19 protein-coding genes are annotated in these 25,535 nt (G+C 72.7%); 10 read left to right on the forward strand and 9 right to left on the reverse strand.

Annotated elements, in window-relative coordinates:
• Nucleotides 1–35 precede the first annotated feature (35 nt).
• Entirely contained in the window at nt 36–656 is a 621-nt protein-coding gene (locus CP978_RS26595; protein WP_043444934.1) for a LysE family translocator, read from the forward strand.
• A gap of 25 nt (nt 657–681) precedes the next feature.
• Here the strand turns inward: CP978_RS26595 and mmuM are convergent, their stop codons facing one another.
• The 3 genes from mmuM to CP978_RS26610 form a co-directional block, all read right to left on the reverse strand.
• On the reverse strand, nt 682–1,626 hold the full coding sequence (gene mmuM / locus CP978_RS26600; RefSeq protein ID WP_043444936.1) for a homocysteine S-methyltransferase: 945 nt from the start codon (nt 1,624–1,626) through the stop codon (nt 682–684).
• Between the two features lie 257 nt (nt 1,627–1,883).
• Nucleotides 1,884–2,471: a TetR-like C-terminal domain-containing protein gene (locus CP978_RS26605; protein ID WP_043444937.1), complete on the reverse strand. Its 588-nt coding sequence runs from the start codon at nt 2,469–2,471 to the stop codon at nt 1,884–1,886.
• Between the two features lie 139 nt (nt 2,472–2,610).
• Nucleotides 2,611–5,538 carry a glycoside hydrolase family 2 TIM barrel-domain containing protein gene (locus tag CP978_RS26610; RefSeq protein ID WP_052454296.1) on the reverse strand — a complete coding sequence of 976 codons (2,928 nt, stop codon included), beginning with the start codon at nt 5,536–5,538 and terminating at the stop codon, nt 2,611–2,613.
• 331 nt (nt 5,539–5,869) lie between these two features.
• Here CP978_RS26610 and CP978_RS26615 point away from each other — a divergent pair, with 331 nt between their 5' ends.
• Entirely contained in the window at nt 5,870–6,460 is a 591-nt protein-coding gene (locus CP978_RS26615) for a malonic semialdehyde reductase (protein WP_043444938.1), read from the forward strand.
• A gap of 89 nt (nt 6,461–6,549) precedes the next feature.
• On the opposite strand, the gene CP978_RS26620 is transcribed toward CP978_RS26615, so the two are convergent.
• Entirely contained in the window at nt 6,550–7,794 is a 1,245-nt protein-coding gene (locus tag CP978_RS26620; protein ID WP_043444939.1) for an ROK family protein, read from the reverse strand.
• Nucleotides 7,795–7,956: 162 nt separating this feature from the next.
• The gene (locus CP978_RS26625) at nt 7,957–9,204 is read right to left on the reverse strand and encodes a D-arabinono-1,4-lactone oxidase (RefSeq protein ID WP_043444941.1); all 1,248 of its coding nucleotides are present in this window, start codon (nt 9,202–9,204) and stop codon (nt 7,957–7,959) included.
• A gap of 230 nt (nt 9,205–9,434) precedes the next feature.
• On the opposite strand from CP978_RS26625, the gene CP978_RS26630 reads away from it, so the two are divergent.
• From CP978_RS26630 to CP978_RS26645, 4 genes are all read left to right on the forward strand, one after another.
• Nucleotides 9,435–10,802 carry a radical SAM protein gene (locus CP978_RS26630; RefSeq protein ID WP_043444943.1) on the forward strand — a complete coding sequence of 456 codons (1,368 nt, stop codon included), beginning with the start codon at nt 9,435–9,437 and terminating at the stop codon, nt 10,800–10,802.
• Between the two features lie 228 nt (nt 10,803–11,030).
• A complete protein-coding gene (locus CP978_RS26635) occupies nt 11,031–12,518 on the forward strand; it encodes a cellulose-binding domain-containing protein (protein WP_043444945.1) in 1,488 nt (495 codons plus the stop codon).
• 273 nt (nt 12,519–12,791) lie between these two features.
• On the forward strand, nt 12,792–13,940 hold the full coding sequence (gene rsgA / locus CP978_RS26640) for a ribosome small subunit-dependent GTPase A (protein WP_043444947.1): 1,149 nt from the start codon (nt 12,792–12,794) through the stop codon (nt 13,938–13,940).
• Nucleotides 13,941–14,177: 237 nt separating this feature from the next.
• Nucleotides 14,178–15,410, forward strand: a complete 1,233-nt coding sequence (locus tag CP978_RS26645) for an SGNH/GDSL hydrolase family protein (RefSeq protein WP_052454297.1) — start codon at nt 14,178–14,180, stop codon at nt 15,408–15,410.
• Between the two features lie 26 nt (nt 15,411–15,436).
• On the opposite strand, the gene CP978_RS26650 is transcribed toward CP978_RS26645, so the two are convergent.
• Entirely contained in the window at nt 15,437–16,417 is a 981-nt protein-coding gene (locus CP978_RS26650) for a helix-turn-helix transcriptional regulator (RefSeq protein ID WP_043444949.1), read from the reverse strand.
• A gap of 470 nt (nt 16,418–16,887) precedes the next feature.
• On the opposite strand from CP978_RS26650, the gene CP978_RS26655 reads away from it, so the two are divergent.
• Both CP978_RS26655 and CP978_RS26660 read left to right on the forward strand, forming a co-directional pair.
• Nucleotides 16,888–18,765: a protein phosphatase 2C domain-containing protein gene (locus CP978_RS26655; protein WP_150478316.1), complete on the forward strand. Its 1,878-nt coding sequence runs from the start codon at nt 16,888–16,890 to the stop codon at nt 18,763–18,765.
• 53 nt (nt 18,766–18,818) lie between these two features.
• Nucleotides 18,819–20,561 carry a pyruvate dehydrogenase gene (locus CP978_RS26660; protein WP_043444950.1) on the forward strand — a complete coding sequence of 581 codons (1,743 nt, stop codon included), beginning with the start codon at nt 18,819–18,821 and terminating at the stop codon, nt 20,559–20,561.
• 96 nt (nt 20,562–20,657) lie between these two features.
• Here the strand turns inward: CP978_RS26660 and CP978_RS35000 are convergent, their stop codons facing one another.
• Complete coding sequence (locus CP978_RS35000; protein WP_158508351.1) at nt 20,658–21,338, reverse strand: hypothetical protein; 681 nt, start codon at nt 21,336–21,338, stop codon at nt 20,658–20,660.
• A gap of 350 nt (nt 21,339–21,688) precedes the next feature.
• Here CP978_RS35000 and CP978_RS26665 point away from each other — a divergent pair, with 350 nt between their 5' ends.
• On the forward strand, nt 21,689–22,129 hold the full coding sequence (locus CP978_RS26665; RefSeq protein WP_052454298.1) for an ATP-binding protein: 441 nt from the start codon (nt 21,689–21,691) through the stop codon (nt 22,127–22,129).
• Between the two features lie 58 nt (nt 22,130–22,187).
• Here CP978_RS26665 and CP978_RS26670 read toward each other — a convergent pair whose 3' ends face one another.
• Complete coding sequence (locus CP978_RS26670; RefSeq protein ID WP_043444952.1) at nt 22,188–23,222, reverse strand: DUF2637 domain-containing protein; 1,035 nt, start codon at nt 23,220–23,222, stop codon at nt 22,188–22,190.
• Nucleotides 23,223–23,531: 309 nt separating this feature from the next.
• On the reverse strand, nt 23,532–24,374 hold the full coding sequence (locus CP978_RS26675; protein WP_043449568.1) for a (2Fe-2S)-binding protein: 843 nt from the start codon (nt 24,372–24,374) through the stop codon (nt 23,532–23,534).
• A 194-nt stretch (nt 24,375–24,568) separates the two neighbouring features.
• Here CP978_RS26675 and CP978_RS26680 point away from each other — a divergent pair, with 194 nt between their 5' ends.
• Nucleotides 24,569–25,468, forward strand: coding sequence for a GntR family transcriptional regulator (locus CP978_RS26680; RefSeq protein WP_043444954.1), 900 nt, complete (start codon nt 24,569–24,571; stop codon nt 25,466–25,468).
• Nucleotides 25,469–25,535: the final 67 nt, after the last annotated feature.

Here is a 25,535-nt window from a genome sequence, read left to right on the forward strand (position 1 = left end):
TCCCCCGCGATGCGGCGCGATGTGAGACTGAGGGCATGCTCATACAGTTCCTCGCTGCGGCCGGGGTGCTCGCCGTACTGACCGTGGTGCCCGGACCGGACATGGCCGTGGTGACCAAACGGGCCGTGTCCTCCGGCTGGCGGGACGGATTGCGGACGGTCGGCGGAATCACCGCGGGACTGCTGGTCTGGGGTGTCCTCGCGGTCGCGGGTCTGGCCGCGGTCCTGGCCGCCTCCGCCACCGCGTACACCGTGGTCAAGCTGGTCGGAGCGGCCTACCTGGTCTTCCTCGGCGTCCAGACGCTCCTCAGGAGCAGGCGCACGGCGGCGGTGACCGAGGCCACGGCCGCCGCCGCGCCCGTCGGCAACCCCTGGCGGACCGGCCTGGTCAGCAACCTCTTCAATCCCAAGATGGCCGTCTTCTACACCGGTCTGCTGCCGACGCTGGCCCCGTCCGGGCTCTCGCCCCACACCGGCATGGCACTGCTGGTCCTCGTCCACGCGGTGCTGACCGCCGGATGGCTCGGCGGCTATGCGCTGCTGCTGGCCAAGGCCCGTGCGGTCTTCGAGAAGCCCGCCGTCCGCAGAGGCATGGACCGTGTCACCGGCGTCGTCCTGATCGGGTTCGGACTGAAGGTCGCCACGACCCAGCCCTGACCCCGGCCGCCCCGGGCGGAAGCTGTCAGCGGGCGGTGGCCGACGGTGGGCGCAGTGCCCGGGCGACGGCGGTGACGGCCTCCGGGCCCACCCGGCAGCAGCCCCCGACCAGCCGTGCCCCGGCCGCGTACCAGCCGGTGACCCGGTCGGCGGTGAAGGTGCCGCGGCCGTCCCAGGTGCGGGCCCCGGCGTCCCAGGCCTCACCGCTGTTCGGGTAGACCACCACCGGCTTGCCCGTCACCCGGGCCGCCGTCGCGATCGCGGCGTCCACGTCCTCGGGGGCGCAGCAGTTCACGCCCACCGCGATCACCTCCTCCGCGTCGGCGGCCAGGGCGAACGCCTCCTCCAGCGGCTGCCCGGCGCGCGTACGGTCGCCGGAGACGCTGTACGACAGCCAGGCCGGGACGCCGAGCCCGCGCACCGCCCGCAGCAGGGCCGCCGCCTCCTCCGTGTCGGGGACCGTCTCCAGGGCCAGCACATCGGGGCCCGCCGCGGCCAGCACCTCCAGGCGCGGCCGGTGGAAGGCCTCCAGCTCGGCGACCGTGAGGCCGTAGCGGCCCCGGTACTCGGAGCCGTCCGCGAGCATCGCCCCGTACGGGCCCACGGACGCCGCCACCCACAACGGCCGTCCGACGACACCCCCGGTGCGCGCCCGCCGGGCCGCCTCACGGGCCAGGCCGACGCTCAGGGCGAGCAGCCCGGCGGCCCGCTCCCGGTCGATGCCGCGCCGCGCGAAGCTCTCGAACGTCGCCTGGTAACTGGCGGTGATCGCCACATCCGCGCCCGCCAGGAAGTACCCGAGATGTGCCTCGGTGATCGCCTCCGGCCGCTCCGCGAGCAGCCGCGCCGACCACAGTTCGTCACTCAGGTCGTGTCCGGCCGACTCGAGCTGATTCGACATACCGCCGTCGAGCACGAGCGTCCCGGCGGAGAGGGCCCCGGCGAAGGAGGGGGCGGCAGCGCTGGTCATGCCTCGACGCTAGTCCCCCTCGGTGGTGACGGACACACGGGACATGACACGCCGGGCTCCGGCATACCGTGCAGGAGCATGGTTGACCGATGGTGATGACACCGACCCCCCGTCCTTGGTTGAATGCGGGCGTACAACAGGAAGCGGAACGGCGTCCATACACATGAACGCGGTATCCGCCTCCCGCCCAGTCCCCTGGGGCGTTCCGACCGGAACCGGGGCGCCCCAGGTCTGGGCCGCGTCGGCCGGACGAGGCGTCAGCCGTCGTCCTTCTTCTTCTCGCGGGGCCAGTGCTCCAGTGCCCCGTGCAGGGCCTCGACCGCCTTGTCCCAGGACGCCTCGACATCGCGGGGCGCGCCGAAGCCGCCCATGGACTCGATGGTGCAGTAGCCGTGGAAGGTGCTGCGCAGCAGGCGTACGGCATCGGTGAGGTCGGGCTCCTCCAGACCGTAGGCGCGGAGCATGCCGTAGGTGATCTCGGCGGTGCGGCGCAGGGCGGGGGAGTCGGCCACCAGGGACTGGTCGACACGGATCTGGGTGGCCGCGTACCGGCCGGGATGCCGGCACGCGTACGTCCGGTAGGCCCCCGCGAAGGCGGCCAGCGCGTCCTTGCCCGCCCGTCCGGCGACGGCCGCGGCGATCTGCTCGATCAGCTCGGCGCCGGCGTGGAGGGCGAGCCGGGTGCGGAGGTCCTGGAGGTTCTTGATGTGCGAGTACAGGCTCGCGTCCTTCACCCCGAACCGCCGCGCCAGCGCCGACACCGTGACGTTCTCGAAGCCGACCTCGTCCGCGAGCTCGGCGGCGGCAGCGACGACGCGTTCCGCGGAGAGCCCCGCACGGACCATCTGGTGACCTTCCTGACCATCTCCGCCCGGCCGTGTTCCGCGAGCTCCTGGGCGCAGTGTGGCACACCGGGTCCGGACGGCCGCCCGTGCCGGGGAGCGGCCGGCACCCCCGTGGAGGTGCCGGCCGGAACCCGTCGGGTCAGGCGCGTTCGGCGGTCTCCGAGAAGACGAACGAGAACTCCGCGGGCGCGGCCCACAGGAAGTACCGCGGCAGCGGGCCCGGGCCGCAGGACTGCGAGCCGATGCCGTGCTGGGCGTGGTCGAGATTGACCCACACCGTGTCACCGGGGATGAGGTCCGTCAGATGGCGGGCGGCGTCCAGGTGCTCGTTGGTCCAGCGCCGGCCGCTCAGCCAGAACTCCGGGTCGCCCTCGATCCGCAGCCCGCCGATCTCCGCCCAACGGACGTCGGCACGGGCGCCGTTCTCCTGCGGGCGGACGTAGGGCGTCTGGAGGCCGTCCACCGTGGACTCCCAACGCCCCAGCCGGGACGCCGACCTGGTGTCCGGGTACGCCTCGCCGGGGCCGCCGCCGAACCAGCGCACCCGGTCCGCCGCGCCGGACAGCCCGAACCGGATCCCGAGCCGTGGCAGCGGCACCGTCCACTCGCCCTGCGGACCGACGGACACGGTCAGCCGCAGCCGTTCGCCGTCGGAGGTCCAGCGGTAGACGGTGGCGAGGCCCAGCTCCCGGCCGGCGGGCGCCACCCTGGTCCGTACGGTCAGGGCGTCCTCGCCGGTCTCCACGGAGTCCAGGCGGTGGCGCATGCGCTGCAGACCGAGGGTGCGCCACAGCAGGCCGTAGCGGACGTCCGACTGCCAGGTGGCGCCGTCGTCGTTGTCGGTGGGCGCCCGCCACACGTCCAGGCGGGGTGGCCCGGTCACCTCCACCGCGCCGATGCTCAGCAGCGCCCCCGTACGGGCGTCGAAGGAGCCCGGGCCGAGGGTGATCCGGCCGTCCCCGCGGGCGGGCGCCGCGCCCCGGGCGACCCGGAGCGGCGGGCGGGCGGAGACGGGGAACTGGGCCCAGGCCACCGGATGCCCCTTCGGCGCCCAGGCGGTGTCGGACGCCAGCAGCGCACGGACCGTCCACTGGGTCTCACCGTCCCGGGTGCCGGGCGGTTCGGGCAGTTTCACCTCCACCGACTCGCCCGGTGCCGCCCTGGGCACGGGCAGGCCGCCCGATGCGACCGTCTCGCCGTCGACCTGGTAGGACCACTCGAAGGCGAGCGCCGTGAGGTCCAGGAAGTCATGGGCGTTGCGGATCCGCACGGTCCCGGGGCCCGCCCCGTACTCCGCAGGAGCCGGGGGCCGGGCCTCGAAGCGGACCGGCTCGATCACCTTCTTGTACTCGACCAGACCGGGGGACGGGGTGCGGTCCGGGAACAGCAGTCCGTCGCAGACGAAGTTCCCGTCGTGCAGTTCCTCGCCGAAGTCGCCGCCGTAGGCGAAGCCATGGCGCTCGTCCTTGACGCCGTGGTCGATCCACTCCCAGACGAAGCCGCCCTGGACGCGGTCATGGGTCTCGAAGAGCCGCTGGTAGTCGGCGAGGCCGCCGGGGCCGTTGCCCATGGCGTGCCCGTACTCGCAGAGGACGAAGGGCAGTCGGCGGCGCTTGAGGGGGCCGCCGTCCAGACCGCGGCCGATCCGGTCGACCTCCTCGTGGACGGCGTACATCCGCGAGTACATGTCCGTGTCCCGGCAGTCGCGGTCGCCCTCGTAGTGCACCAGGCGCGAGCTGTCCCGGCCGTGGATCCACTCGGCCATCGCGGTCAGTCCGCGGCCGGTGCCCGCTTCGTTGCCCAGCGACCAGACGACCACCGAGGGGTGGTTCTTGTCGCGTTCGACCATCCGGGCGGCGCGGTCGAGGAGGGCCGGGGTCCAGCGCTCGTCGTCCACCGGGTTGTCGCGCCAGGACTGCTCCACGAAACCATGGGTCTCCAGATCGCACTCGTCGATCACCCAGAGCCCGAGTTCGTCGCAGAGGTCGAGGAAGGCCGGGTGCGGCGGATAGTGCGAGGTGCGCACGGCGTTGATGTTGTGCCGCTTCATCAGCAGCACGTCCTCGCGCATGGTCTCCCGGTCCAGGGCGCGGCCCTGCTCCGGGTGCCACTCGTGCCGGTTGACGCCCTTGAAGAGGATCGCCCTGCCGTTGACCTCGATCAGGCCGTCCTCGACCACCACCGTGCGGAAGCCGATGCGCAGCGGCACGCGTTCGCCCTCGGTGGCCAGGACGCCGTCGTACAGCCGTGGGGTCTCCGCGGTCCACGGCTCGACGGGGACGGTCACGGATGCACCGGTGGGGACGTCGATGCCCAGGGCGGGCACGGTGACCCGGCCGGCCACGTCCGAGTCGACCTTCAGCGTGCCCGCGCCGGCGGTGTGGTCGTAGGAGGCGTGCACGAAGAAGTCGAGGGCGCAGCCCGCCGGGCGGTGCAGCAGGGTGACGTCCCGGAAGATGCCCGGCAGCCACCACTGGTCCTGGTCCTCCAGATACGAGCCCGCCGACCACTGGTGGACCCGGACCGCGAGCACATTGCCCTCGGGCCTGAGCAGATGCCCCACCGCGAACTCGTGCGGCAGCCGGGAGCCCTTGAACTCGCCGAGGTCGGTGCCGTTCAGCCAGACCCGGGCGCAGGACTCGACCCCGTCGAAGCGCAGCACCGCCCCGCCGTCCGAGGGCCAGTCGGAGGGCAGGTCGAAGAGGCGCAGATGGTCACCGGTCGGGTTCTCGGTCGGCACCCGCGGCGGGTCGACGGGGAACGGGTAGAGGTGGTTGGTGTAGGCGGGGGCTCCATGGCCCTGGAGCACCCAGTGACCGGGCACCGAGATCCGCGCCCAGTGCCCCGCGTCGAATCCGGGCCCGGCGAACGCGTCGTCCTCGGCGTCGGCCGTCGGGGACAGCCGGAAGCGCCAACTGCCGTTCAGGGAGAGGGAGGCGGCGTCCGAGGAGGCGTACCAGGCACGCGGCGGCAGGGTTCCGCTGCCCGGTGCGACATCCTCGACATAGTCGGTGGCGGCCCTCAGAGGTGATCGGTGGTCCCGGTTGCTGCTGCTCGGTGCCGACATGCTGACGTCCTTGTCTCGAGTACGGCTGCGGCTTTCACGGTTCGCGCACGAGCGGGCTCACAGGGCGTTGCGGGCGGGACGTTAACCTTCCTCCGACCCTTCGGCAAGGGGTCGGACGAAGGTGCGCCGGGTCACCGGAGCACGGCAGTGCCACCGCGCCGTCCGAGCGGGCGCCGCGACCGGCCCGCGCTTGCCTTGCGGCCGGGGCTTGTGCTGTGAAGCTGATCACCACGGAGCCGGTCTTGGTTGAAACTTGAACTTCCCGAGTCTAGGGTCGGTGTCGCAAGTCGATCCCCCGGGATCCATCACACGACTCGAGGAAGTTCCCCCCATGTCGCTCGTTCTTGACCCCACCGCCCAGGATCTGCTCTTCCGCGAGGCCCGCACGGCGAACACCTTCACCGACGAACCGGTGACCGACGAGCAGGTCCAGGCGATCTACGACCTGGTCAAGTACGGCCCGACGTCCATGAACCAGTCGCCGCTGCGCGTCACCCTGGTCCGCTCCCCCGAGGCGCGTGAGCGCCTGGTCCAGCACATGATGGAGGGCAACCGGCCGAAGACCGCCGCCGCCCCCCTGGTCGCGATCCTCTCCGCGGACAACGAGTTCCACGAGGAGCTGCCGTACCTCTTCCCGCACTTCCCCGAGGCCAAGGACGCCGTCTTCGGCGACCGCTCGGTGCGGGAGAACCAGGCCGGCCTCAACGCCGCCCTGCAGGCCGCGTACTTCATCATCGGCGTCCGTGCCGCGGGCCTCGCCGCCGGCCCGATGACCGGCCTGGACTTCGAGGGCGTCCGCAAGGAGTTCCTGGACGACGACCACACCCCGCTGATGGTCGTCAACATCGGCAAGCCGGGCGAGGACGCCTGGTTCCCGCGCTCCCCGCGCCTGGAGTTCGACCAGGTCGTCACCACGGTCTGAGTCGCCCCCACACTCTGAGAAGGCCCCCGGAACCCCTGGCGGTTCCCGGGGGCCTTTCGCACGGGCCGGGGGAGCGGGCCCGGCCACCGTCAGGGGGACGGTGCGCTGCGGCGTACGGGCGGCGCGGTGCGGTGGGCGGGCCGCCGGCCGGCCGAGCGGAGTGCGCCCTCCAGGGCGAAGGTCGCGGCTCCCAGGCACACCGGGTCGGTGGGAACGGGGGACAGCACGATCTCGGTGGCCGCGAACGGGCGGCCGAGCGCATACCGGCCGACGGCCTTCCGCACCTCGTCCAGCAGCGGCTCGCCGAGCGTGGCCGCGACCCAGCTGCTGAGCACCACCACCTCGGGGTTGAGCAGATTGACCAGGTCGGCGATGCCGGTGCCGAGATGGCCCGCGGTGATCCGTACGACCTCCAGGGCGACCGGGTCCCGCGCGGCGACCCCGCGGGCGAGGGCGTCGATCGTGGCGGTCTGGTCCTCGGGGTGCAGCAGCGGGCTGCCGGGGTCGAGCTCCCGCAGGCTGCGCATGATGCCGGGCGCCCCGGCATAGGCCTCCACACAGCCGTGGTTGCCGCAGTGGCACGGCCGGCCGTCCGGAACCAGCGTCGTATGGCCCCACTCACCCGCGCTGTTGCTGACCCCGCGGTGCAGTCCGCCGCCCAGGGCGAGCCCGGCTCCGACCCCCGTGCCCAGATTGACGACCACGGCGTCCTCGCGCCCCCGGGCCGCCCCGAACCACAGCTCGGCCACCGTGCAGGCGCGCAGCGGATTGTCCAGGTACAGGGGGTGGGCGAGGTGCTCGGCGAGCAGCTCGAGCAGCGGCACCTCGTGCCAGTCCCAGTTGGCGGCGTAGGCGCACACCCCCCGGTCGCGGTCGATCTGCCCGGGCACACCGACCCCGATGCCCAGCACCCGGGAGGCCGCCTCCCCCGCCCGGGCGACCACCGCGCCGACGCCCGCCACCACCCGGGCCACGACCTGCTCCGGGCGGTTCTCACCGGGACGCATCTCCTGCTCGTCGCGGGCGCGCGGGGTCAGCGCCAGGTCGAACAGCTCGACCCTCACATAGGTCTCCGCGATGTCGACGCCGATCAGCACGCCCCCCGAGGCGTCGACCGCGACCAGTCCCCGCGGCCTGCCGCCCGCCGAGTCCTCGTAGCCGACCTCGGTGATCATCCGGAGGTCCAGCAGCTCACCGACCAGGGTGGCGACCGTGGCCAGGCTCAGCCCGGTGGCGGCGGCCAGCTCCTGCCGGGAGGCGGGCGAGCGGGCGATGATCCGGCGCAGCACCTCGGACCGGTTCGCGGTGCGAATGTCGCGCGAGGTGCGTCTCATCGGTAGGTCCCCCGATTCCCCCGATCCCTCCGGGCCATCGATCCCCCCGGGCCTCCGGCGAGGCCCGCGCCCCGGCGCGCGGGATCCTAATCTCGCCCCGGAGCCCCTACAAGGGGCGGGAGGGAGGACCGGGCACGCCTACCGCCCGGGCCGCCTCCCGGCTCAGCGCAGCCCCAGGGACTCGCGCACGAACGCGTTGCGGAAGGTGCCCTCCGGGTCCAGCGCCCCGGTCAGCGCCGCGAAGTCGTCGAGCCGGGGGTAGCGCTCGCGGAGCACCCCGGCCGGCACGGTGAAGACCTTGCCCCAGTGCGGTCGGGCCTGGAAGGGGTCCAGCGCCGCCTCGACCTGCCGCACCACGGGCAGCACGGCGGCCGTGTCCTCGATCCAGGTGAAGTGCAGGGCCACGGTGTCCCGCCCGTAGGAGGGGCTCAGCCACTGCGCGTCGGCGGCGACCGTGCGCACCTCGCAGGTCCGCAGCACCGGCGCCACCGTCGTACGGATCGCGTCCAGGGCGTGCAGCGCGTCCAGGGCGTGCCCGCGTGGCAGCAGATACTCCGACTGGAGTTCGGCACCGCTGCTCGGCATGAAGTCCGCCCGGAAGTGCGGCAGCCGCTCGTGCCAGGGGCCCGGAACGCCGAACTGCCGGGTGCAGTTGACCGCCGGCATGCCCGGCACGGGGTGCATCGCCTCGGTGGCGGGCGCGGCCCACGGGAAATCCGGCAGCGGCTGGTCGGTGCGCCGCTTCAGCCAGACCTGGCGGAAGCCCGGCGCGCGCCAGTCGGTGAACAGGCTCACGCTGTACGCCGACGCCGCCACGGTCTCGAAGTCCAGCCCCTCCAGGGGTAGTTCGGTGAACACATGCTGTTCGACCTCGAAGCCGGGCTCCAGGTCCAGGGTGAGCGCGGTGACCACGCCCAGCGCGCCGAGCGCGGTCACGGCGCCGTCGAAACGGTCCTCGCCCCGGCCGATCCGCAGGGTCGAGCCGTCGGCGGTGACCAGCTCCACCTCGCGTACGGCCGAGGCGAGCGAGCCGTTGGCGACACCCGAACCGTGGGTGCCGGTGGCCACCGAGCCCGCCACCGAGATGTGCGGCAGGGAGGCCATGTTGTGCAGCGCCAGCCCGTGGCCGTGCACCACCCGGGCGAGCTCGGCGTACCGTACGCCCCCGCCGACCCGCACCGTACGGGCCGCCGGGTCGACGTCGATCTCGGCGGGCAGCCCGGCCAGCGAGAGCAGTACGCCGCCGGCGCCCGGCTCGGCAATCTCGTTGAAGGAGTGCCCGCTGCCGAGCACCCGCACCCGCGCGGCGCCCGCGACGAGGGAGCGCAGCGCGTCGAGCGTGCCCGGGCGGTGCAGCTCCCCGGCGGCGTAGGTGATGTTGCCCGCCCAGTTGGTCACGGTCTCGGTCATCTCTCGCAGTCCCTCCCCGTGGCGTCGAGAGCCACGCGTCTGACCGGGAACCTATCCCGGTGCCCCCGCAGGGCGTGGCGGCAGGTTCCCGGTCACGGCGGCCGCGCGGTGCCAGGTCCGCGAGCCCGGCATGATCCAGACGACAGGCCCTTAGGGGACCCGGCACCGCGTACGGACGGCCGGGGGCATACCGTGAGGAGTCGTACGTCCGATCCGGGAGGAGACAAGGGATGGCCAGCCGGACCGCACTGGTCGAGGATCTGATGGAGCGCTTTCCGCAAGTACCGCGGGAAGCCGTCTTCAAGGAGGATCTGCTGCGCGGGGGTGTCGCCTTCGACGCGTCCGCTCTCTCCGACAACGAGGGCGGCGAGGTCAAACCCAAGTCGTACTTCATCTTCTCCTTCGACCACGGCACCCTGCCCGAGCTGGGGGAGGCCGCGCTGCGCCGCCCGCCCGAGGAGATCATCCTCACCGGCGGCCCCTACGACCTGAGGCGGACCGTGGTCTCCGTACGGGTCAACCCTTCCTCGCCCTACCGGGTGGCCGCCGACGGGGAGGGGCTGCTCGGGCTCTACCTCGACGGGCGCCGGATCGCGGACGTCGGGGTGCCGCCCATGCCGGAGTACTACCGGCACACCCTGTCCAACGGGAAGTCCGTGATGGAGGTGGCCCCGACCATCCAGTGGGGTTATCTGATCTATCTCACCGTCTTCCGTGTCTGCCAGTACTTCGGCGCCAAGGAGGAGTGCCAGTACTGCGACATCAACCACAACTGGCGCCAGCACAAGGCGGCCGGGCGTCCCTACACCGGGGTGAAGGACGTCGAGGAGGTCCTCGAGGCGCTGGAGATCATCGACCGGTACGACACCCAGAAGGCGTCCACCGCCTACACCCTCACCGGCGGCGCGGTCACCTCCAAGGTCGCGGGCCGTGACGAGGCCGACTTCTACGGGCACTACGCCAAGGCCATCGAGGAACGCTTCCCGGGCCGCTGGATCGGCAAGGTGGTCGCCCAGGCCCTGCCGAAGGACGACGTCCAGCGGTTCAAGGACTACGGGGTGCAGATCTACCACCCCAACTTCGAGGTGTGGGACCGGCGTCTGTTCGAGCTCTACTGCCCGGGCAAGGAGCGCTATGTCGGCCGTGACGAGTGGCACCGGCGCATCCTGGACTCGGCCGAGGTCTTCGGCGCCCGCAATGTGATCCCCAACTTCGTGGCGGGCGTGGAGATGGCCGAGCCCTTCGGCTTCACCACGGTCGACGAGGCGATCGCCTCGACCACGGAGGGCCTGCGCTTCTTCATGTCGCACGGCATCACCCCCCGGTTCACCACCTGGTGCCCGGAGCCGACGACCCCGCTCGGCAAGGCCAACCCGCAGGGCGCGCCGCTGGAGTACCACATCCGTCTGCTGGAGGCCTACCGCGCCACCATGGACGACTTCGGGCTCGCCTCGCCCCCCGGCTACGGCCCGCCTGGACCCGGCCGCGCGGTGTTCTCCGTCAGCTCCTTCATGGACAGCCTCTCGGCGGAGGAGAGCGCCGAGGGGAGTTCGGACGAAGGCGCCGGCGACGGTGCCGGACAGCGGTCCCTGGCCTGAGGACCCGAGGTGCGCGCCCCACCCGCCGAGCACGGGTGGGGCGCCGGACCGCGCGGCCGGGCAAGGAGTCCGCGGCCACGCCGGGCCGCCCGGCGCAACAATTGAATGCGCAGCTTGTCAGTTGTGCAGGGCCCGTGAAAAGCTCTGAGTCTGTCGTGAGACTACCCTCAACTCCCTTGTGTTCCAGGTGGGTTGAATTTGCATGTCGCAGTTGACGCAGGAGCCCCCATGTCTGACCTGCCGACCCCCCAGGATGCCGCCGAGGCCGCACTGTTCTCGGAGTGCTGGGACGCGGTGCTGTCCTACGCCGACCTGTGCACCTCCGGTTCGGTGGCCGGCCGGCAGCTGGCCACCGAGGCGTTCACCCATGGCATCCAGGAGATACGTGCCACCGACGCCCGGGGGAGGACCACCGGGCGCCGCACCCCCCGGCTGCCCGGGATCCCCCTGCTGCTCACGGCGGTGCGCACCACCGCCATGGCCTGGGAGGCGCAGGGGCACGGGCAGCGGCTCGACCCCGAGCTGCGCCTGTGGCTCAACTCCGAGAAGGCCGCCCGCTATGCCGGGCCGCCCCTGACGCGTCCGCTGGCCCTGCGCGGGCTCAAGGACATGCAGGAGCCCGACGCGGCGCTGCTGTGGCTGGCCGAGGTGGAGGCGCTGCCGCTGTCCGACGTGGCCCGCCGGCTCCATCTGGACCCGGCGCGCGCGGCTGCCGAACTCGACCAGGTGCGGGCGCTGTTCCGGGACCGTTGCCGGCGCAGCCACCTCGATGCGCCGATGGCCTCCGACTGCCGGCGCTATGCCGGACTCCTCGACGCGGTCACCCGCTCTCCGGCGGCCGAGACACCCGAGGACCTCTCCCGGCACCTGGCCCTCTGTGTGGAGTGCGCGGAGGCCGCGGCCTGTCTGCGCCTGCACGGCGGAGGCACCCCGGCGGCGCTGGCGAGCGGGGTGATCGGCTGGGGCGGGCTGGCCTATCTGGAGCGGCGGCGCAGGGCCGCGGAGGCCGGGCTGAGCGGCGGACGCGCGGACGCCGGCACGGACCGGGGCATCGCCCCGGGGATCGTGACACGGCCCCGGATCGGCCGGACCGGCATCCTGGTCGGCGCGGTGATCGTGTCCGCGCTGGCGCTCACCGTGTCGCTGCTGCAGAGCGGTGCCTCGGGCGGCGACGAGGACACGCGCGGCGACGCCGCCGACCAGTCGGCCGCCGTACCGGCCCCGCCGTCCTCCGACGCGTCCTCGGGTGACGACACCTTCGGCTCCTCGTCGACCTCGCGCCCCGCGGGCCCGGAGACGGCCACCGGGGACGACGACTCCGACACGGAACCGCAGGGCGAGTCGACGAGCCCCGTGGACGACCCCTCCGCCGGTCTCGGCACGGTCCTCGGCACCTCGACCGCCTGCCGGGTGGCCTACCAGGTGGTCAACGAGTGGACGGACGGCTTCCAGGCCTCGGTCACCGTCACCTCCGCCCGGGCGCTCGACGACTGGAGCCTCGCCTGGACGTTCGCGGACGGCCAGCACATCACCCAGATGTGGGACGCCACCTACGGCCAGGCCGACGGGCAGGTCACCGCGAAGGCCGTCGAGTACAACAAGCGGGTCGCCGCCGACGACAGCGTCGCGATCGGGTTCGTCTCCACCCGCAACGGCACCAACTCGGCGCCGCGGGCGTTCACGGTGAACGGGGCCAGGTGCTCGACCGTCGGCTGAACCCGCGCGGCTCGGCCACCGCCCGGGCGCGCAGCGGAAAAACCGATGGCGCCCGAGCGTGTGTCTCTCTAAAGTGACGACTGCTTCTTGCGGCAGGTCGTCGACTGCCGCTGTCGGCCGAGTGAGGAACGGGAGGTGTGACCGATGACTGTCTCTGTGACGGGCGCTGCCCGCGACCAGAAGTTCATCCACTCCATCCCCGTGGCCTCCGGCTGACCTTTCTCACCGCGCCGACCTGCGCGAAGCCGGGGCCGCCCCTTTGAAGGGTTTCCCTTGAATCTCTCTTCTCTTTCGGCTTCGTCGCACCCTCTCACCCCGTACGGCTGGGACGAGGCATGGGAGTCCGAGTTCGCCCCGTACGCCGAGAAGGGCCTCCTGCCCGGCCGCGTCGTACGAGTCGACCGCGGCCAGTGCGATGTCGTCACCCCGGTCGGCACCGTGCGCGCCGATACCGAGTTCGTCGTGCCCCGTGACCCGATGAAGGTCGTGTGCACGGGGGACTGGGTCGCGGTCGACCCGGACGGGGAGCCGCAGTATGTACGGACGCTGCTGCCGCGTCGCACCGCCTTCGTGCGGTCGACGTCGTCGAAGCGTTCCGAGGGCCAGGTGCTGGCCACCAACATCGACCATGTCGTCATCTGTGTGTCGCTCGCGGTCGAACTGGACCTCGGACGGATCGAACGGTTCCTGGCGCTGGCCATGTCCTGCTCGAGCGGTGAGGCACTGCTGCACACATCGCCGCTCTCCCGGGAGTCCGGGGCGCAGTCGATCGTGGTGCTCACCAAGGCCGACCTGGTACCGGACGCGACGACGCTCGACCATCTCGTCCAGGACGTGGCGGCCACCGCGCCCGGGGTGCAGGTGCTCCCGGTCAGCTCGCGGCACGGCGAGGGGCTCGACGTGCTCGTCGCGACCCTCTCCGGAGGTACCGCCGTGCTGCTGGGGCAGTCCGGCGCAGGCAAGTCCACCCTCGCCAACGCGCTGCTGGGCGAGGACGTGATGACCGTGCAGGCGGCGCGCGAGGTGGACGGCAAGGGCCGCCACACCACCACCACCCGCAATCTGCTCACTCTGCCGGGCGGGGGAGTGCTCATCGACACGCCCGGGCTGCGCGGGGTGGGGCTCTGGGACGCCGAGACCGGTGTGGGCCAGGTGTTCTCCGAGATCGAGGAACTGGCCGCCCGGTGCCGCTTCCACGACTGCGCGCATCTGGCGGAGCCGGGCTGTGCGGTGCGCGCCGCCGCCGACGCCGGGGAACTGTCGGTGCGACGCCTGGAGAGCTACCGGAAGCTGCTGCGCGAGAACCGGAGGATCGTCGCCAAGACGGATGCCCGGGTACGGGCGGAGCTGCGCCGGGAGTGGAAGCGCAAGGGCGCGGCGGGGCGTGAGGCCATGGAGGCGAAGCGCGGGCGGAAGCGGTAGGGCCCGGGGCCGCCCCGGGCACGCCCCGGGGCGGTGACGCCACCCCCGGGGCGACGCGCGGCCGGAGGCGCCCGGTCCCGTACCGCCCCGTACCGGGGCCCCGTGCCGTCGTGCCCGTCGGCGGCCCCGTACCCGAACGTGTGACGGGCTGTTAGCAGCCCGGCGTGTCACGGGAAGTCATGGAACGCCCCCGGTACGCACCCCGGGTCGCCTGTGAGGAAAGGGTGGTGCGTTCCCATGGTCCACCTGGCCCGCGCGCACGGAATGCGGCGCCGCTGCTTCGCCGTCCTGGCCCTCACCCTGGTGTCGACCGCCGCCACCTCCCCGGGCGCCTCCACCCGGCAGGAGACGGCGCCGCGCTGGACCGGCACCTGGGAGGCCGCCCCGTCCGGAACCGCCCCCGCCCTGCCCGGCGTGTCGATCCGCAATGTGGTGCACACCAGCGTCGGCGGCAGCGCCGCCCGGATCCGGGTCACCAACCGCCTGGGCACCGCCCCGCTCCGGCTCGACGCCGTCACCGTCGCACTGCGACGGAAGGACGGGCCCGCGGGGCCCGGGGCCGTGCCGGGTTCGCTGCGCGCCGTCACCTTCGGCGGGGAGAGCTCCGTGACCGTACCGGCGGGCCAGGACCGGGTCAGCGACCCCGTCCGGCTGCGTGTCCCGGCCGACGCCGACCTTCTGGTCTCCGTGTACACACCCATCGCGTCCGGCCCTGCGACCTACCATCGCACCGCCCTGCAGACCAGCTATCTCGCCGAGGGCGGCAACCGGACCGCCGACACCGAGGGCACGGCGTACACCAAGACGGTCTCCCACTGGTACTACGCGACCGGAGTCGACGTCCTGCGCCCGGGCACCGCCGGCAGCGTGGTGGCGCTCGGCGACGCCGTCACCGACGGCACCGGATCCACCGCCGGCGCCGACCGCCGCTGGCCCGACGTCCTGTCACGGCGCCTGCGCGCGCTGCCCGTGAGCCGCAGGCCCGGTGTCCTGAACGCCGGGATCTCCGGCAACCGCCTCCTCCTCGACGGAGTGGGCCCGAGCGCCCTGGCCCGACTGGACGCGGACGTCCTCTCCCGCACCGGGGTGCGCACCGTGGTTCTGCTGGAGGGCGCGGGGGACCTCAGGCGCGCTCCGGCCCGGACCGACGCGGGCGCGTTCGTCCGGGCGTACCGCACTCTCGTGTCCCGCGCCCACGCCCGTGGCGTCCGTGTCGTCGGAGCCACCCTCACCCCCTTCGGCGGCCACAGCGGCTGGACGCCGGCGCGCGAGCGGCTGCGCCATGAGATCAACGGGCTCATCCGCGGCGGACTGTTCGACGCGGTCGCCGACTTCGACGCGGCGGTCCGCGACCCCGCCCGTCCCGAACGCCTCAGGGTCGCCTATGACCCGGGTGACCACGTCCACCTCAACGACGCCGGGATGCAGGCCCTCGCCGACGCGATCGACCTGGCGGAACTGGTCCGCTGACGGCCGGCGGTCCCCGGGGTGCGCGGTCAGTCCCGTGCCACCCAGCCCCGTTCGTAGGCGTGCCAGCCGAGTTGCAGCCGGGTGGTCACCCCGGTCAGCTCCATCAGCCGCTTCACCCGCCGCTGTACGGTCCTCAGACCCAGATCGAGCTGTTTGGCCACGCTGACGTCGGTCAGCCCGGCGAGCAACAGGGACAGCACCTCCAGATCGGTGCTGTCGGGGCCGTCCGGGGCCGGCTCGGTGATGCCGGACGAGCCCAGCCGCAGGGGCAGCGCCTCCCGCCACACCGACTCGAACAGCCCGCAGAGCAGCTCCAGCAGTCCGCTGGCATGCACCACCAGCGCGGCCGGCTCCGCGGTGTGCGAGGTGAGCGGCACCATGGCCAGGGACCGGTCGGCGACCACCAGTTTGGTCGGCACCGTGTCGACGACCCGCACCCGTTCGTCGCGGGTGATCGCGGCGGTCACCTCCGTGATGCCGGTGGGCTGGTCGAGCACCGCCCGCTCGACCACCACCCGGTAGCGGACCCCGCGTCCCGCGGCCTGTTCCTCGGCGTCGTTCTCCGTGCCCGACACGGCGACCGGAGCGCCGGTGACCAGCGCGCACACCTCCTCGGTCGCGCCGAGCTGGAGCTGGAGGAAGCGCTGGGAGACCGCCGCCGCGCCGATCACCACCTCGATCAGATCGTGCACCGCGGGCTCGGAGGCCGCCGCCCGGTACTCCTCGGAGAGCAGCGCGGCGGCGAGTTCGGCCTGCTCCAGCTCGTGCCGCCGCTGGGTGAGCAGCGCGCCCAGGGCCACCCCGGGCGGCGCCGCGACCCAGCGGCCGGACCGGGCCGACGACTGGGCCGCGAGCCCGTGCCGCTCCAGCCGGCGCAGGGCGCGCTCGGTGTCGTACTCGCCGAGCGCCAGCCGCCGTGCGAGGTCGGGTACCTCGGCGGCGCCCACGGCCACCAGTGCCCGGTACGCCGACTCGTGCGTGTCGTCCAGTCCTATCGCTGCCAGCATCAGCTCCGGCCCTCCCCGAAACTCGAACCCGCGGTGCCGTGCCGTGGCGGAAACCGGCCACGGCGCATACCCGCCTCGGCACATCATCGCCGTACCCCCGGTCTTTCTGCCAAGGTGGCGTCACCGCGGTGACCACCACCGTCCTCCTGCGCGTATCGGTTCCGTCCGATTCCTGCGGACGCGGACGGGGGGCCTCGGGAAGCGGGACATGCCCGGCCGGATCCGGCCGAACGCGACGGGGCCCGCGGGAAGGTGACGGGGCGCCCGGTGGGGTGCCGGGACCCGGTCACGGTGCCGCCGCCGTACGGTCCCCCTGTGGGGGGTGGGACCGTCCGGCGGCCGGTGGCGAAGCGGCCGGTTCCGCTCGTCGCCCGGAGTTTTGTCCGGTGTGCGGAGGGCGGAACGGACGCCCGGCCGGATTTTCCTGATGCCCCGTCTCCCCGTGCACGGGGCGGTGGACAATGGGCGGCATGAGTCAGCAGGGGGAGAGGCCCACCGATCACGAGGACGACTGGTGGGGGGAGTTGTACGACGGCTCCACCGGTGACGCGGGTCCGGCCTCCGCGGCCGACACCCTCGACGACCGCTTCGCCTCCGCCGCGGGAACCGTGGGCCGGGACACCGAGGTCCCGCCCCCGGCTCCACCCGTGCCCGGCGACCCGTCGGCGGCGGCGGTGCCGCCCGCCGCACCCGACCGGAGCGTGCCGGAGGCGCAGCCGGGCACCGCGCCGGGAGAGCGCGGGCCGGATCGCCGCGGCGGGCGGCCCGGCACGGAGAGCGGCGCTCCGGGCGTCCCCGCCGGGGCCGTGGACCCGCCCCTCCCGGCGATCGGGGCCGACGAACCCGACCCGCCCGGCGGTCCGGTCCGGAAGGCCGCGCCCTGGGAATTCCGTTCCGCCCGGCCCACGGGCCCCGTGACCTTCCCCGCCACCCCCGAGCCGCCGGGCCGGAGCGCACGCTCCCCGCGCGGCGGCACACCGACCGAACCGACCGCCGTCCCGTCCCCCCGCTCCCCGGCGGACCCGGCCACCGCCCCGGCGTGCGGCCCTCCGCCGGACACGCCCTCCCCGACCGGCCGTTCACCGGCCGACCGGCGGCTCCCGCCGCCTCCGCCCCCGCCGTTCGACGCCGCCCCGCGCGGCCCCGTCCCCCACGCCCCGCCCGCCGATCCCCGATCACTGCTGGATACAGACTCCCGAACTTCGATGAACACTGAACTTCGCGCCCCGGCGGACACCGACGTCCCCGCCCAGGCCACCCCAGAGCCCAGTACCCCGGCGAACGCCGACCCCCATACTCCGGCGAACGCCGATCGCCGTACCCCCACGGAGGCCGACCCCCACAGCTCCCAGAACGCCGACCGCCCCCCGGCCGGCCACGCCGGTTCCGGACCGGCCCCCGACGACCGGCCCGGTGTCCTTCCGCCCGCCGATGCGGACGCCCTTGACGGACTGGTACCGGACACGGTGCTGGACGGCGGGAGTTTCGGGACCTGCACCTTGCGGGCGGTCTCCGCGCGGGGGGACGCGGCGCGCCGGCAGGGCGAACCGCGCCGGGACTTCCTGCTCACCGCCCGTTTCGGCACGGGCGAGCAGGCCCTGGTGCTGGTGGCCATGGCGACCGGTGCGCCCGGCGTCGCCGCCGAGGTGTGCCGGTGGATCGGGCGTGCCGTCGGGCGCAGCCACCTCCGGCTCGGCGAGGACATCAGGTCCGCCCGGCGCGGTGAGCTCAAATCGGGCCTGCAACGACTCACCGACCGCTGTCTCGGCACGCTGCGCGCGGACGCCGTCGAGCGGGGCCTCGCCCCCGAGGAGTACAGCGCCACCCTGCGCTGTCTGCTGCTGCCGGCCGACCCCTCCTGCCGTACCCGGGTGTTCTTCGGTGTCGGCGCGGGCGGCCTCTTCCGGCTGCGGGACGGCGCCTGGCAGAACATCGAGCCGCGCGTGGCAGACGCCTCGGGCGAGGCGGTGGTCGGCTTCGGCTCGCCGTCCACGGGGACCCCCGGGGACGACCGGCTCACCGTGGACCTGGGGATCACCACGCCCCCGGGCCCCGACACGGCCGCCTCCCGTTCCCCGGCTCCGTCCCCGCGGGGCGGGGGCCCCGTCGAGTCGGCCCGTGATCCCTTCCGCTTCCGTGCGTCCATCGCCCGCCCGGGTGACACGCTGCTGCTGTGCACGGGTGGTCTCGCCGACCCGCTGCGTGCGGAGCCGGGGGTCGCCGAACACCTCAGGGACCGCTGGTCGACCGGCGAACCACCGGGGCTCGCCGCCTTTCTCGCCGACACCCGGGTGCGGGCCGAGGGCTGTAGCGACGACCGTACGGCGGTCGCCGTTTGGGAGGCGTGATCGCGATCCCTGTGGATTGATGGACTCCAGGCAACCGAAAGGGTGCAGGAGCCATGGCCAAGCAGAACGTCGCCGATCAGTTCGTCGACATCCTCGCCCGCGCGGGGGTGAGACGTCTGTACGGCGTGGTGGGGGACAGCCTCAACCCGGTCGTGGACGCCGTGCGCCGCAACTCCGCCGTGGACTGGGTCCATGTGCGCCATGAGGAGACCGCCGCCTTCGCGGCGGGCGCCGAGGCGCAGATATCCGGCCGGCTGGCCGCATGCGCGGGTTCCTGCGGCCCCGGCAACCTCCACCTGATCAACGGCCTGTACGACGCCCATCGCTCCATGGCCCCGGTGCTCGCCCTCGCCTCGCACATACCCTCCAGCGAGATAGGCCTCGGCTACTTCCAGGAGACCCATCCGGACCAGTTGTTCCGTGAGTGCAGTCATTACAGCGAGCTGATATCCAACCCCCGCCAGATGCCCCGACTGCTGCAGACGGCGATCCAGCACGCGATAGGCCGCAGCGGAGTGAGCGTCGTCTCGCTGCCCGGCGACATCGCCGACCAGCCCGCCCCCGACAGACCGGCCGAGACCGCCCTGGTCACCTCCCGGCCCACCGTCCGCCCCGGCGACCACGAGATCGACGAACTGGTGGAGATGATCGACCGGGCGGAGCGCGTGACCCTCTTCTGCGGCAGCGGCACCGCGGGCGCCCACACCGAGGTCATGGAGTTCGCCGAGAAGATCAAGGCCCCCGTGGGACACGCCCTGCGCGGCAAGGAATGGATTCAGTACGACAATCCGTACGACGTCGGTATGAGCGGTCTGCTGGGCTACGGCGCCGCCTATGAGGCCACCCATGAGTGCGATCTGCTGATCCTGCTGGGCACCGACTTCCCGTACAACGCCTTCCTCCCCGACGATGTGAAGATCGTCCAGGTCGATGTGCGTCCGGAGAACCTGGGACGCCGTTCCAAGCTGGACCTCGCGGTGTGGGGCGACGTCAGGGAGACGCTGCGCTGTCTCACCCCGCGGGTGAAGCTCAAGCAGGACCGGCGTTTCCTGGACAGGATGCTGAGGAAACACGCGGACGCGCTGGAAGGCGTCGTCAAGGCGTACACCCGCAAGGTCGACAAGCACATTCCGATCCACCCGGAGTATGTGGCGTCGGTGGTCGACGAGATGGCTGATCCGGACGCGGTCTTCACGGTCGACACGGGCATGTGCAATGTCTGGGCCGCTCGCTATCTGTCCCCCAACGGCCGTCGGCGGGTCATCGGTTCGTTCTCCCACGGCTCGATGGCGAACGCGCTGCCGATGGCGATCGGGGCGCAGTTCACCGACCGCGGCCGGCAGGTCGTCTCGATGTCCGGGGACGGCGGATTCTCCATGCTGATGGGGGACTTCCTCACCCTGGTGCAGTACGACCTGCCGGTGAAGGTCGTCCTGTTCGACAACTCCTCCCTCGGCATGGTCGAGCTGGAGATGATGGTCGCCGGACTGCCCTCGTACGGCACCGCCACCAAGAACCCGGACTTCGCGGCGGTGGCCCGCGCCTGCGGGGCATACGGCATCCGGGTCGAGAAGCCCAAGCAGCTCGAGGGCGCGCTGAAGGACGCCTTCCGGCACCAGGGCCCGGCCCTGGTCGACATCGTCACGGATCCGAACGCCCTGTCCATCCCGCCGAAGATCCGCGCGGACATGGTGACGGGCTTCGCGCTCTCCGCGTCGAAGATGGTCCTGGACGGCGGCGTCGGCCGCATGCTCCAGATGGCGCGCTCCAATCTGCGCAACGTGCCACGGCCGTAGCCGGGCGCACCGCGCCACCAGACCAGAACCCCGGCCCGATTCCGGCGGGCCGGGGTTCTCGCTCTTACCTCTCTTGTCTCTCGGGGCGTGTCCAGATCACTTGCCGGACTGACCGCCGCCGCCACCGCCCTCTTCGAAGCCACCGCTCTCGAAGAAGGCCCCGCCACGGCGGTGGTGGTGACCGATCACACGGAAGCTGGCGACCACACCGTGCTTGACCTTCACACCGCCGGGGATGTGACGGAAGACACGGATCCCGTTGGCCGAGCTGTGGGGACCGACGGTGGCGATCGGAGCTCCGTTGTCGCAGGTGGCACCGTTGAAGACCTCGATGTGCCGCTTGCTGTCGTTGCGGACGTTGAAGCTCCTGGATCCGAGACCGCTGACCACGGTGATGCAGCCGTCGGGGACGGCGGCGTAGTCGCGCTCGTTGATGTGGATCCTGTCGTAACCCTCGTCGTCGCCGTAGCCGCCTCCGTAGCCGCCGCCGAAGCCGCCCAGGCCGCCGCCGAAGCCGCCGCCGAAGCCGCCCTTGCCGCCGCCGCCGAAGCCGCCCTTGCCGCCGCCTCCGAAGCCGCCCTTGCCGCCGAAGCCGCCACCCTCCTCGCCGCCCCGGCCGCCGTTGCCGCCGCTGTTGTCGCTGCCCTGTACGGCGGAGGCCTGCTGGGCCACGGCCTGTGCCGGCTCCGAAGCGGCGGAGGCATAAGTGATACCCGTGGCCGCAAGGGCCGCGGCTGCCGCGGTTGCGGCGATTACTGCAGTGGAACGCGTTGCCATGTCAGTTCTCCTGTCTGAGAGACGTCGGCTGTGAGCCGATGCGAGATTGAACGTACAGACGATCCGCATAAGCGTCATGTCGGACATGCTGACAATATGAAGAACAATACGATTGGAGTAATCGTGGGCCTGACAAGTCCGTCCTGACGCCCCCTCACTCGGAGGGTGGGTGGGGGGAGTCCCGGCGGACCGGTGCACGGCTATCGGTGACCGTGGTCCTGCTTCCGGTCATTTCGCCGTAATGCGTGGATAGTTGGCGATTTCGCGTGACGCTCGGCGTCCCGACGGGCATGGATTCCCCTGGACATGTTCGAGCAGGGGGAATCGACATCCGGGCACGGGCGGGGGACATGAAGAGACGAGTACGGGGGGACGGGGCTGCGCCGCAGCTCAGGCGCCGGCTGGGGCGGGCCGATGCCCGGGCGGTGCCGGAGGCGCGCAGGGCGCTGCGGGAACTGCTGATCCGCTGGGGGCGCGCGGAGCGGTCCGACACGGCGGAGCTGCTCACCAGCGAACTGGTCACCAATGCGCTGTTCCACACCGACCGCGGGGCGGTGCTGACGGCGACCGTCTCCGCGCGCGGACTCCGCGTGGAGGTACGGGACTTCACGGGGCACCTGCCCCGGCCGCGGCCTCCGGACGGGGGTGAGCGCACCCATGGCCGGGGGCTGATCCTCGTTCAGTCCCTCGCGGACGCATGGGGTGTGCGGGCGCACGGGGTCGGTAAGGCGGTGTGGTTCGAGCTGGACGCGAAGGAGCCGCCCGGGGTGCTGGACGCGGGGGCCGCCTGACGCACGGGAAGGGGGCGCGGCATGGTGCCGCGCCCCCTTCCCGTGGTGTCCTGAGGACTCAGCCGAACTGCTGCTCGAGATCCTTGAGCTTGCGCTCCAGGGAGTCGAGCCGGGGCAGTGCCATGGTGTCGTCCTCGGTGGTGAGGTCGACCGTGATCGGGTCAGCCGCGGGGTTCCGGACGGGCTGGAGCGAGGGACGCGTGTGCGAGGGCAGTTCACCCACGGGTAGGGCAGGCTCCGAAGGGACCGGCTCGGTCGCCCGCTCCACGGTCGGCATCTCGGCCTTGCGGCCGCCGTTGCCGCCGGACAGCGCGCGGCGGCCCCGGCTGATCGCCTTGAGCTGGGCGCGCTCGACCCGCTTCTGCTCCCGGCGCCGAGTCTTGTGCTGCTCCTTCTGGCGCCGGTCCTCGCGGACCTCCTCGACGGCCTCGTCCAGGCTGCGCACACCCTCCAGAAGCATCAGCGACCAGGCGTGGTAGGTCTCACGCGGGGCCCTGATCCAACGGACGACACGGATCTGCGGCAGCGGCCGGGGCACCAGACCCTGCTCGCGCAGTGCGGCGCGGCGGGTCTGCTTGAGCGCCCGGTCGAAGAGGACCGCGGCCGAGAGCGACATGCCCGCGAAGAAGTGCGGCGCCCCGGCGTGGTCGAGACCCCTGGGCGCGTGCACCCAGTTGAACCACGCGGCGGCGGCGGCGAACGTCCACACCAGGATCCGGGAGCCGAGCGCCGCGTCGCCGTGGCTGGCCTCGCGCACCGCGAGCACGGAGCAGAACATCGCCGCGCCGTCGAGGCCGAACGGGACCAGATACTGCCAGCCGCCGGAGAGATTCAGGTTCTGCTCGCCGAATCCGACCAGGCCGTGGAAGGAGAGCGCCGCGGCCACCGCCGCACAGCAGAAGAGCAGCGCATAGGAGGCGGTGCTGTAGACGGCCTCCTTGCGTCTGCGGCGTTCCTCGCTGCGCTCCCACGAGTCCTCGGAACTCGTGCTCTCCTTGGACTGCTTGCCGCGCATGAGCACCACCACCGCCACCAGCACGCCCATGAGCAGCACGGTGCCCGGTAGCAGCCAGTTCAGCGATATGTCAGTCATCTGGTGTCCCTTGCATTGGGATAGGGCGTAATGCCCGCCATGGTGGCCCAATCCCGCCATGCCTCAAGGGGTTTCGGGGCAACAGACCGCGAGGGAAGCGCAAGGGGTCGCCCAGGACGGCGTTCTGCTCGAACGGCCGTGTGAGGGGCGGGGGTTGGGTTCGAACAAGATACCCGTACGGATGGTTCCTCGGAAAGTTCCTGCGAACAGTGAGGAAGATGTGAAACTGCCGCCATCCGGGCGGGGTCTGTTCGGAGCGGATCCTACGGCACGCGCCGGGTGCCGGGCCGCCGGGGCCCTGAGGGGCCCTCAGCAGGCGGCCGCGGCCACCAGTTTGGCGACCCGGTCGGCGTCCGGGGTGCGGGGGCAGGTGGTGCAGGTGTCCTCGGGGCGCAGCGTGTAGAACAGGCAGCAGCTCGCCCGGTCGCGGGTCGGCAGCGTCTCGCCGTCGGGGCCGGTGAGCTCGCGGAAGGCGGCGGCACCGGCGTACGGCTTGGTGGCCCCCGGGAGCAGCAGCTCCAGCTCGCGCATCGCGCGCCGTTCCTCGCCCAGCAGATGGGCGATGTACCAGAGCCCCTCGACCACCTCGTCCGTCGCCATGCCCCACAGCGCGCGTCCGCGCCGCCGCATGCGCGGTCCGAACCCCGTCAGGACCGGGCCCAGGTGCTCCGCCACGGCCGCCCGCACCTCGGCCCGCAGCGCCTCCTCGTCCGCCACGACCCGGGCGCCGGGCAGTCCGGCCGCCGGGTCCCCGGGCAGACAGGCGAAGGCGCCGGTGCGCACCGCCATACGTCCCTGGGCGCGCTGGAACGCGACGTGCTCCACGGGCAGACGGGGCACCCGACGGCGCAGGAACCAGGGCAGGGTGATCAGCAGGCAGGCCGGCCAGGCGTACCGGTGCAGTCCGAAGCTCGCCACGACGTCCGGGCGGGCCCGCTGTCCGTAGTCCCGGACCACCTGTGCCTCGTCCCAGGCCAGGAACGCCTCCAGGGCGGCCCCGCCGGCGGCTAGTTCGGCGGCCGGGAACCAGTCCTCACCCTCGGGGGCGTCGCCGTCGGGGCCCAGCTCCAGGACGGTCAGCCCGGGGTACACCTCGGCGAGCCGGGCGTAGGCGTCCGCGGCCGCGGAAAGGGGTGAGGCGGGGAGGGGCATGAGGGACCGCCGTTCCACGAGCATTCGGTAGGTAAGGCTTACCTTACCCGAGATCCCCGGCTGTTCGCGGTCCAGTTCGAGGTGATCCCCGGCTGAAACGGAGCGTAAGGTGCCCAAGGTGCATCACGAGCGGTAACAAGCCCCACGAAAGTCCCGCATAATGTGCAGCATCGTCAGGACCGGAGGAGGAGCCCGTGGAGCAGGCCCGTTCCCGCCATGCGGAGGGCTCCGCCGAGACCGGGGCCGTCGGCGCCCGTACGCGGACCACGCAGCTGCCGTCGGTTCCGGGCGCGGAGGACGACCGGCGCGAACGGGGTGCCGCCCCGGGTTCCGTGCGCGGTGAGCACACCCATGGCGAGCCGCCCCTGCCGCGGCCCCGGGTGGTGGAGCCGCGGCGGTCCGGCGAGCGGTCCGGAGCCGGGGAAGGTCCCCTGTACGGGGCTGCTCCGGAGACCGAGCCCGGGCGCCCGGTCGTTCAGCGGTCCTCCGTGCGCCGGCAGGTCCTGGACGCCCTGCGCACCGCGCTGGTCGCGGGGGAGCTGGCACCCGGCGAGGTCTACTCCGCGCCCGCGCTCGGCGAGCGTTTCGGGGTGTCCGCCACCCCCGTGCGCGAGGCGATGCAGCAACTCGCCCTGGAGGGCGCCGTCGAGGTCGTCCCCAACCGCGGCTTCCGCGTCGTGGTGCGTGACGCCCGTGAGCTGGCCGAGCTCGCCGAGGTCAGGGCGCTGATCGAGGTCCCGGTGATGCTGCGGCTCGCCCGCACGGTGCCCGCCGAACGCTGGACGGGGCTGCGCCCGCTGGCCGAGGCGACCGTACGGGCCGCGTCCTGTGGATGCCGGGCCACCTACGCCGAGTCCGACCGCGCCTTCCACCGCGCGGTGCTCTCCCTCTCGGGCAACGAGCAGCTGGTGCGGATCGCGGAGGAACTGCACCGCCGCGCCCAGTGGCCCCTCGTCTCGAGCCCCGTCCTGCCCGGCCGCGCCGACCTGATCGCCGACGCGGCCGAACACACGGCCCTGCTGGACGCGCTGGTCGCACAGGACCTGACCGAAGTGCGCTCGCTGGTGGGAGAACACTTCACCGTCGCACCCTGACCCCGACCCGGGGCCGTACGCGCGTACGGCCCCGGGCCCGGAGCCTTTCCGTCCGGTCCCGAGAGGG

Origin of the sequence: Streptomyces nodosus, from assembly GCF_008704995.1 — a bacterium.
GTDB lineage: Bacteria > Actinomycetota > Actinomycetes > Streptomycetales > Streptomycetaceae > Streptomyces > Streptomyces nodosus.